At 66.3% G+C, this 8,788-nt stretch carries 8 protein-coding genes; all 8 read left to right on the forward strand.

Translation table 11 applies throughout. From position 1 onward, the window contains the following. Positions 1-812 (forward strand): ABC transporter permease (locus D769_RS10435; RefSeq protein WP_008644772.1); only part of this gene is annotated, 812 nt, incomplete at its 5' end. Further along, a complete protein-coding gene (locus tag D769_RS10440) occupies positions 809-1,588 on the forward strand; it encodes an ABC transporter ATP-binding protein (protein WP_008644773.1) in 780 nt (259 codons plus the stop codon). The genes D769_RS10435 and D769_RS10440, both read left to right, overlap by 4 nt. 4 nt (positions 1,589-1,592) lie before the next feature. Further along, on the forward strand, positions 1,593-2,360 hold the full coding sequence (gene hutC / locus D769_RS10445) for a histidine utilization repressor (RefSeq protein WP_008644774.1): 768 nt from the start codon (positions 1,593-1,595) through the stop codon (positions 2,358-2,360). 109 nt (positions 2,361-2,469) lie between these two features. Next, a complete protein-coding gene (hutH, locus tag D769_RS10450; RefSeq protein WP_008644778.1) occupies positions 2,470-4,038 on the forward strand; it encodes a histidine ammonia-lyase in 1,569 nt (522 codons plus the stop codon). Positions 4,039-4,106: 68 nt separating this feature from the next. After that, the gene (gene hutU / locus D769_RS10455; protein ID WP_008644780.1) at positions 4,107-5,813 is read left to right on the forward strand and encodes a urocanate hydratase; all 1,707 of its coding nucleotides are present in this window, start codon (positions 4,107-4,109) and stop codon (positions 5,811-5,813) included. Further along, entirely contained in the window at positions 5,810-6,385 is a 576-nt protein-coding gene (locus tag D769_RS10460) for a HutD family protein (RefSeq protein WP_008644782.1), read from the forward strand. Before hutU ends, D769_RS10460 begins: the two co-directional genes overlap by 4 nt. Continuing rightward, positions 6,382-7,629 (forward strand): imidazolonepropionase, encoded by a 1,248-nt coding sequence (hutI, locus tag D769_RS10465; RefSeq protein WP_008644783.1) that lies wholly within the window; start codon positions 6,382-6,384, stop codon positions 7,627-7,629. The genes D769_RS10460 and hutI overlap by 4 nt, the downstream gene beginning before the upstream one ends. Then, a partial coding sequence (locus D769_RS10470; RefSeq protein ID WP_008644784.1) for a formimidoylglutamate deiminase occupies positions 7,626-8,788 on the forward strand: 1,163 nt, incomplete at its 3' end. The genes hutI and D769_RS10470, both read left to right, overlap by 4 nt.

Here is an 8,788-nt window from a genome sequence, read left to right on the forward strand (position 1 = left end):
AGGGCGCGCCCGCGCGGCGCGCGCGCCATCCGTGGGCGTCGCCGCTGGTGCCGGTATCGCCCCGCACGCGGTGGCTGCTTGGCATGTCGTTCTTCGTCGTGTTCGTCGCGGTATGGGCTGTCGCCACGTTGGGCGGCTTCGTGTCGCGCACGTTCCTGGCCGATCCGCTGACGATGGCGCATGAAGGCTGGATGCTTTTCACGCAGTACGGCTTCATCGGCGATATCGGCATGACCGTGTGGCGCGTGGTGGGCGGGTTCGTGCTGGCCGCGTTGCTGGCCGTGCCGCTCGGCATCTTCATGGGCGCGTACAAGGCCGCGGAAGCGTTCTTCGAACCGTTCGTCTCGTTCTGCCGCTACCTGCCGGCGTCGGCGTTTATTCCGCTGCTGATCCTGTGGGCAGGTATCGGCGAGACGCAGAAGCTGCTGGTGATTTTCATCGGCTCGTTTTTCCAGATCGTGCTGATGGTGGCGGTGACGGTGGGCGGCGCGCGCAAGGATCTGGTGGAAGCGGCCTACACGCTGGGCGCCACGCCGCGTGGCATCGTGCGGCGCGTGCTGATTCCGGGCGCCGCGCCCGATATCGCCGAGACGCTGCGTCTGGTGCTCGGCTGGGCCTGGACCTATGTGATCGTGGCTGAGCTGATCGGCTCGTCGTCAGGCATCGGCCACATGATCACGGACAGCCAGGCACTGCTGAATACCGGACAGATCATCTTCGGCATCATCGTCATCGGCTGCATCGGGCTGGTGTCGGACCTCGTCTTCAAGCAGGCCAACCAGCGCCTGTTCCCGTGGAGTTCGATCAAATGAGCGCGCTGTCGATCCAGCAGGTCTCCCGCACGTTCGAGAATCCGCGCGGAGGCTCCACGCAGGCGCTGCTGCCCGTGGATTTCGAAGTACGCGACAACGATTTCGTGACGATCCTCGGCCCATCGGGCTGCGGCAAATCCACGTTGCTGCGCATCGTGGCGGGGCTTGATACGCCCAGCGGGGGCCGCGTGCTGCTCGATGGCCAGCCGGTGGCCGGCCCGGGCGCGGACCGTGGCATGGTGTTCCAGTCGTACACGCTGTTTCCGTGGCTGACGATCGAGCAGAACGTGCGCTTCGGGCTGCGTGAGCGCGGCATGAGCGAGGCCGCGCAGAAGGAGCGCAGCGACTTCTTCATGGCGCGCGTGGGGCTGCGCGGCTTCGAGCATCACTATCCGAAGCAGCTCTCCGGCGGGATGCAGCAACGCACGGCAATCGCGCGGGCGCTGGCCAACGATCCAAAGATCCTGCTGCTCGACGAGCCGTTCGGCGCGCTCGACAACCAGACCCGCGTGCTGATGCAGGAACTGCTGCTGGGCATCTGGGAGTCCGCACGCAAGACGGTACTATTCGTCACGCACGATATCGACGAGGCCATCTTCATGGCCAACCGGGTGGCGGTGTTCTCCGCGCGGCCGGGTCGGATCAAGAGCGAAATCGCGGTGGACTTCCCCCATCCGCGCCACTACACGATCAAGACCTCTCCCGAGTTCTCCGCGCTGAAGGCACGGCTGACCGAGGAGATTCGCGCCGAAGCCATGGCCTCGGCCGAGCATTGAGACCATGAACCAGTCCGCCAGCCAGGCACCCACCCCGAGCAATGCCACCGCGCCTGCCGCGCTGTATCGGCAGGTCAAGGAATACATCGCGCGCCAGATCCAGAGCGGCGTGTGGAAACCCGGTGACCGCGTCCCGTCCGAGCAGGAACTCGTGAACCGCTTCTCGGTATCGCGGATGACGGTCAATCGCGCGCTGCGCGAATTGTCGGAGCAGGGCAGGGTGGTGCGCGTGGCTGGTGTGGGGACGTTCGTAGCCGAGCAGAAGCCGCAGTCGACGCTGCTTTCCGTGGTCAACCTGCAGGACGAGATCCGTATGCGTGGGCATGACTACGCGTGCGACGTGATCCTGGTGGAGCGCGTCTCCGCGCCGATCGAGGTCGCCGCCGCGCTGGAACTGCACACGGGCGAGTCGGTGTACCACTCGGTTTGCGTGCATCGCGAGGACGGCGTGCCAGTTCAACTCGAAGACCGCTACGTGAACCCGCGCGTGGCGCCAGAGTTCATCAACCAGGATTTCAGCGGCACCAAGCCCGGCGAATACCTGCTGCGCAATGTGCCGTACGACCAGGTGGAGCATGTGGTCGATGCGATCTCCGCCACGCCCGAGCAGGCGGCGCAGCTTGAGATGCCCCCGACGCAGCCGTGCCTGCTGCTGACGCGCCGCACATGGACCAACGGCGTGCCGGTGACATTCGTGCGTTGCCTGCACCCGGGCAACCGCTACCGGCTTGGCAGCCGCTTCCGTGCCGACGGCAATCCTGCCTTCGGCTGATATTTGCGCCTGAGGCCAGCAACAGCTGGTCATCGGGCTTATTTTTCGACTAACCTGTATAGACAGGCCCATACAAGGTCTTTATCCAAGACCGACAAGAAAGCAGAGAATGACGATGACCCAAGATTCCCGACCGCTCCTGACGCTGAACCCCGGCCACGTCTCGCTGGACGACTTGCGCCGCATCCATCGTGGCGAAGTGCGACTGGCGATGGCGGAGTCGGCGTGGGCCGGCGTGCGTGCCGCGCAGGCCACCGTGCAGGACATCATCGACGCCGACGCGGTGGTCTATGGCATCAATACCGGCTTCGGCAAGCTTGCCCAGTCGCGCATCGCGCACGACAAGCTCGCCGAACTGCAACGCAATCTGGTGCTCTCGCACAGCGTGGGCACGGGCTCCGACCTGTCCGTCGATACCGTGCGGCTGATCCTGGCCATCAAAGCTGTCAGCCTCGCGCGTGGGCATTCGGGCGTGCGCCCGGAACTGATCGAAGCGCTGCTGGCGCTGGCCAACTACGGCGTGACGCCGTGCATCCCTGCCAAGGGCTCGGTCGGCGCATCGGGCGATCTGGCGCCGTTGGCCCATATGTCCTGCACGCTGATCGGCGTGGGCGATGTGTATGTCGACGGCCAGCGCGTGCCGGCCGCGCAGGGTCTGGTCCATGCGGGGCTCGCCGCCTTCACGCTAGGCCCGAAGGAAGGTCTGGCGCTGCTCAACGGCACGCAGGTTTCCACCGCTCTGGCCCTGGCCGGCCTGTTCGCCGCGGAGGACGCCTTGGCGGCCGGGCTGGTGGCTGGCGCGCTGTCGCTCGAAGCGATCAAGGGATCGGTCAAGCCGTTCGATGCTCGCATTCACGCGGCACGCGGCCAGGCGGGCCAGATCGCCGTGGCCGGCGCGGCACGCGCGATGCTTGATGGCAGCGAGATCGTCGACTCGCACAAGATGTGCGGCCGGGTGCAGGACCCGTACTCGATCCGCTGCCAGCCGCAGGTGATGGGCGCATGCCTGGACAACCTGACCCATGCCGCCCGCATCCTGCGCATCGAAGCCAACGCGGCATCTGACAATCCGCTGGTGTTCTCCGAACAGGGTGATGTGGTCTCCGGCGGCAACTTCCACGCGGAGCCGGTGGCCTTTGCCGCCGACATCATCGCGCTGGCGATCGCCGAGATCGGCGCGATATCGGAACGCCGTCTTGCGCTGCTGCTCGACACAGGCCTGTCGGGCCTGCCGCCGTTCCTGGTGCGCGATGGCGGCCTGAACTCCGGATTCATGATCGCGCAGGTCACGGCAGCGGCGTTGGCGTCCGAGAACAAGTCGCTGGCCCATCCGTCCAGTGTGGACAGCCTGCCCACCTCGGCCAACCAGGAGGACCATGTGTCGATGGCCACCTACGGCGCGCGCCGCCTGGGCGATATGGCGGCCAACACCGCTGTGATCGTCGGCATCGAGGCGATGGCCGCCGCGCAGGGTATCGAATTTCATCGACCGCTCAAGTCGTCGCCGCTGGTGGAGCAGGAACTGGCGCGTATCCGCGCGCGCGTGGCGTTCGTCGAAGCCGATCGCTATCTCGCGCCGGACATCGAGGCCATGAAGCAGTGGGTCGTTCAAGGCGATGCGGGCGCGGGCTGGCCTGACGCCGTGCGGGCGATCTTGCCGACGAACGTCGGCGCATGAGCTTCGTGAACCGCTAGTCCATTCTCCATTCTCCATTCGAGCAGCCTTCATCCATCCCGGGACCGATCATGAACGCCAACGAACACCAATTCACCCAGACGCTGCGTGGCCCGCGCGAGATCCGCGCGCCGCATGGCAGCCAGCTTCACTGCAAGAACTGGCTGATCGAAGCCGCCTATCGCATGATCCAGAACAACCTCGACCCCGACGTGGCGGAGCGCCCGCAGGATCTGGTGGTTTATGGCGGCATCGGCAAGGCCGCGCGCAACTGGGAGTGCTTCGACGCGATTCTTGACAGCCTGCGCCGTCTGGGCGAAGACGAGTCGCTGCTCGTGCAGTCTGGCAAGCCCGTCGGGGTATTCCGCACCCATGCCGATGCGCCGCGTGTGCTGATCGCCAACTCGAACCTGGTGCCGCACTGGGCCAACTGGGACAAGTTCAACGAACTCGATCGCGCCGGGCTGATGATGTACGGTCAGATGACTGCCGGCTCGTGGATCTACATCGGCACGCAGGGCATCGTGCAGGGCACGTTCGAGACCTTTGCCGAAGCCGGCAACCAGCACTACAACGGCGACCTGACCGGCAAGTGGATCCTGACCGCGGGCCTGGGCGGGATGGGTGGCGCGCAGCCGCTGGCCGGCGTGCTGGCCGGTGCCTGTGTGCTGGCGATCGAATGCCAGGAATCGCGCATCGATTTCCGTATCCGCACGCGCTATCTCGACAAGAAGGCCACCACGCTCGATGAAGCGCTGGCGATGATTGCCGAGGCCACGAAAAACGGTCAGGCGATTTCGGTGGGACTGCTCGGCAATGCCGCCGAGATCGTGCCGGAACTGGTGCGTCGCGCGCAGGCCGGCGGTATGCGGCCGGACATCGTCACCGACCAGACTTCCGCCCATGATCTCGTCAACGGCTACCTGCCCGAGGGCTGGACCGTGGCGCAATGGGAGGACCTGCGCCAGCGCGATCCGAAGGCCGTGGAAGCGGCCGCGCGTACGTCGATCGTCAAGCATGTGGAGGCGATGCTCGCGTTCCAGCAGATGGGCGTGCCCACGCTCGACTATGGCAACAACATCCGTCAGGTGGCGTTCGACGAAGGCGTGAAGAACGCCTTCGATTTCCCCGGCTTCGTGCCCGCGTATATCCGTCCGCTGTTTTGCCGCGGCAAGGGACCGTTCCGCTGGGTGGCGCTCTCGGGCGACCCCGAGGACATCTACAAGACCGACGCCAAGATGAAGGAACTGTTCCCGGAGGACAAGCACCTGCACCGCTGGCTCGACATGGCGCGCGACCGCATCGCGTTCCAGGGCTTGCCCGCGCGCATCTGCTGGGTTGGTCTCGACGAGCGCCATCGCGCGGGCCTGGCCTTCAATGAAATGGTGAAGTCTGGCGAACTGAAGGCGCCCGTCGTGATCGGCCGCGATCACCTCGACTGCGGCTCGGTGGCATCACCGAACCGTGAGACCGAGGCGATGCGTGACGGCTCCGACGCCGTGTCTGATTGGCCACTGCTCAACGCGCTGCTGAACACGGCTGGCGGCGCCACATGGGTCAGCCTGCATCACGGCGGCGGTGTCGGCATGGGCTTCTCGCAACACGCTGGCGTGGTGATCGTTTGCGATGGTACGGACGCCGCGGCCAGGCGCATCGAACGCGTGCTGTGGAACGATCCCGCCACCGGTGTGATGCGTCATGCCGATGCCGGCTACGAAACCGCCATCGAATGCGCGAAGGAAAAGGGACTGAATCTGCCGATGGTGAACCGTACATGAAGTTTGGACTCGACAGGATCGTGCCGACGCCGTGGAAGAACGGTGGCGGCACCACACGCGAAATCGCCGTATGGCCGCCGGGTGCGGGCATGGATACGTTCGACTGGCGCATCAGCGTGGCCGACATCGCCATGGACGGGCCGTTCTCGGCGTTTCCGGGTATCGACCGACAGATCGTGCTGATCGACGGGGCTGGCGTGCATCTGCAGGCTCAAGACGATTCGTTTTGCCACAAGCTCAGGCACCTCGGCGAGCCGTTCGCATTCTCCGGCGATAGCGCCGTCCACGCGACGCTGGTTGACGGCCCGACGCGCGACTTCAATGTCATGACGCGTCGCGGCGTTTGCCGCGCGGAGGTTCGACTGATGCGTCAGGCGTTCACCGCTGACCCCACCGACGCCACGGTGCTGATCCTGGTGCTGCGCGGCGCATGGGATTGCGGCGACGGCCAGCACATGACGGCTGGCGACGGCATCGTGATGGTGCCCGGAGCGCCGGCTGTCACGATGATTCACGATGAGATGTCCGCGCTGTGTCTGCGCGTGGCCTTGCATAAGGAACCGGTCCGATGAATTTCAACGAAGCGCCGTCAGCCGACGGCGTCTGGCATCACTGCCATCTGCTGCCCGCCGCCGATCCGGCGCAGGCGATTCATGATGGCGCCATCGTCGTCGAGCAGGGCCGCATCGCATGGCTCGGCGCATTCGCCGCGCTGCCCGACGTGTATCGCCATTTGCCGCGGCACGACGCCAACGGCGCGTGGATCACGCCAGGACTGGTCGATTGCCATACCCATCTGGTCTATGGCGGGCAGCGTGCCGACGAGTTCGCGATGCGGCTGGCCGGCGCAAGCTACGAAGAGATTGCGCGCGCGGGAGGCGGCATTGTGTCCACGGTGCGCGCCACGCGCGAGGCGGACGAAGCCACGCTGTTCGCGCAGGCGGCTGCGCGGCTCGAGCCGCTGCTCGCGGAAGGCGTGACCGCGATCGAGATCAAGTCGGGCTATGGTCTGTCGCTGGAAGCCGAACGCAAGCAGTTGCGTGTGGCGCGCCAGCTTGGCGAGACCTATGGCGTCGCCGTCCACACGACGTTCCTTGGCGCCCATGCGCTGCCACCCGAGTACGCCGGCCGCGCCGACGCGTACATCGAGCTGGTCTGCGAGACGATGCTGCCGGCGCTGGCTGCGGAAGGGCTTGTCGATGCCGTCGACGCGTTCTGTGAGGGCATTGGCTTCTCGATCGCGCAGACCACGCGCGTGTTCGAGGCCGCCGCGCGCCACGGCCTGCCGGTCAAGCTCCATGCCGAGCAACTGAGCAACCTGGGCGGCGCGGCGCTGGCAGCGCGCCACAAGGCGATCTCGGCCGATCACCTCGAGCATCTCGACGAGGCCGGTGTGGTGGCGATGGCCGAAGCGGGTACCGTGGCCGTGCTCCTGCCCGGGGCGTATTATTTCCTGCGTGATACGCAACTGCCGCCGCTGGCGCTGCTGCGCAAACATGGCGTGCCGATGGCGATCTCGACCGATCACAATCCAGGTACGTCGCCCACCACCTCGCTGCTGCTGATGATGAACATGGGCTGCACGATATTCCGCATGACAGTGCCCGAGGTGCTGGCCGGTGTGACGACACACGCGGCGCGCGCACTCGGCGCGGCCGACCGGCATGGCCTGCTGGCCGTGGACCGCGCCGCTGATTTCGTGCTGTGGCAGGTCGCGTCGTCGGCCGAGCTTGCGTACTGGTTCGGCCGCAACCCATGCGCCGCCGTCGTGCGGCGAGGGCGGGTATTCCGCAAGGGAGAAGGTTGGCAACGATGACCGCAGTGACAAGCTTGTTTGCGCCGCACGCGTTGCTGCCCGGCGGGTGGGCACGCAATGTACGGCTGCAATGGGGTGCCCACGGGGTGCTTACGTCGGTGACGACGGATGTGGCACCTGCCCCCGGAGAATCGCAAGCGGCAGGCCCGGTATTGCCCGGGATGCCGAATCTCCATTCCCATGCATTCCAGCGCGGATTCGCGGGGCTCACCGAGTACCGCAGTGTCAGCCAGACCGCTGACCCGGCCGGCGGCGATTCGTTCTGGAGCTGGCGGACGCTGATGTACCGTTTCGCGCTGCGCGTGTCACCCGATGCGCTGGAGGCCATCGCGACCCAGCTCTACATCGAGATGCTGAGCGCGGGCTATACGAGCGTGTGCGAGTTTCACTACGTCCATCGCGATGTCGATGGCAAGCCGTATGCCGATCCGGCGGAGATGTCGCTGCGGCTGTTGCGCGCGGCGCAGACGGCAGGCATCGGCATGACGCTGCTGCCGGTGCTATACCAGACGGCCGGCTTCGGCGGAAAGCCTCCGCAGGATGACCAGCGACGCTTCCTCAACGATACCGATGCGATGCTGGCGCTGCTGGAAAAGCTCGCGCCCCACTGCGCGGCCTATGGGGCGCGACTCGGCCTCGCGCCGCATTCGCTGCGTGCCGTGCCGCCGCACAGCCTGGCCCAGGCCGTCGCGCACCTGCATGCGATGGACGCGACGGCGCCCGTGCATATCCACATCGCCGAACAGCAGAAAGAGGTGGATGAATGCATGGCGACGACGGGCGTGCGTCCCGTGCAGTGGCTGCTCGATCACGCGCCGGTGGATGCGCGCTGGTGCCTGGTCCATGCCACGCACATGGACTGGGACGAACGCCGGCGCCTGGCGCACAGTGGCGCGGTGGCGGGCATCTGTCCGACCACCGAGGCGAACCTTGGCGATGGCGTGTTCGACGCGGCGCCGTACCTTGCGCAGAACGGCGCATGGGGCATCGGTTCGGACAGCCATGCCAGCGTGAGCGTGGCCGAAGAACTACGCCTGTTCGAGTATGGCCAGCGCTTGGCCATGCAGCGGCGCAATGTGCTGGCATCGGCGCGCCATCCGCAGGTGGCGGACCTGCTCTGGCTCGATGCGGTGGCTGGCGGCGCGCGCGCGTCGGCGCG

The sequence above is a fragment of the Cupriavidus sp. HMR-1 genome (genome assembly GCF_000319775.1).
Taxonomy (GTDB): Bacteria; Pseudomonadota; Gammaproteobacteria; order Burkholderiales; family Burkholderiaceae; genus Cupriavidus; species Cupriavidus metallidurans.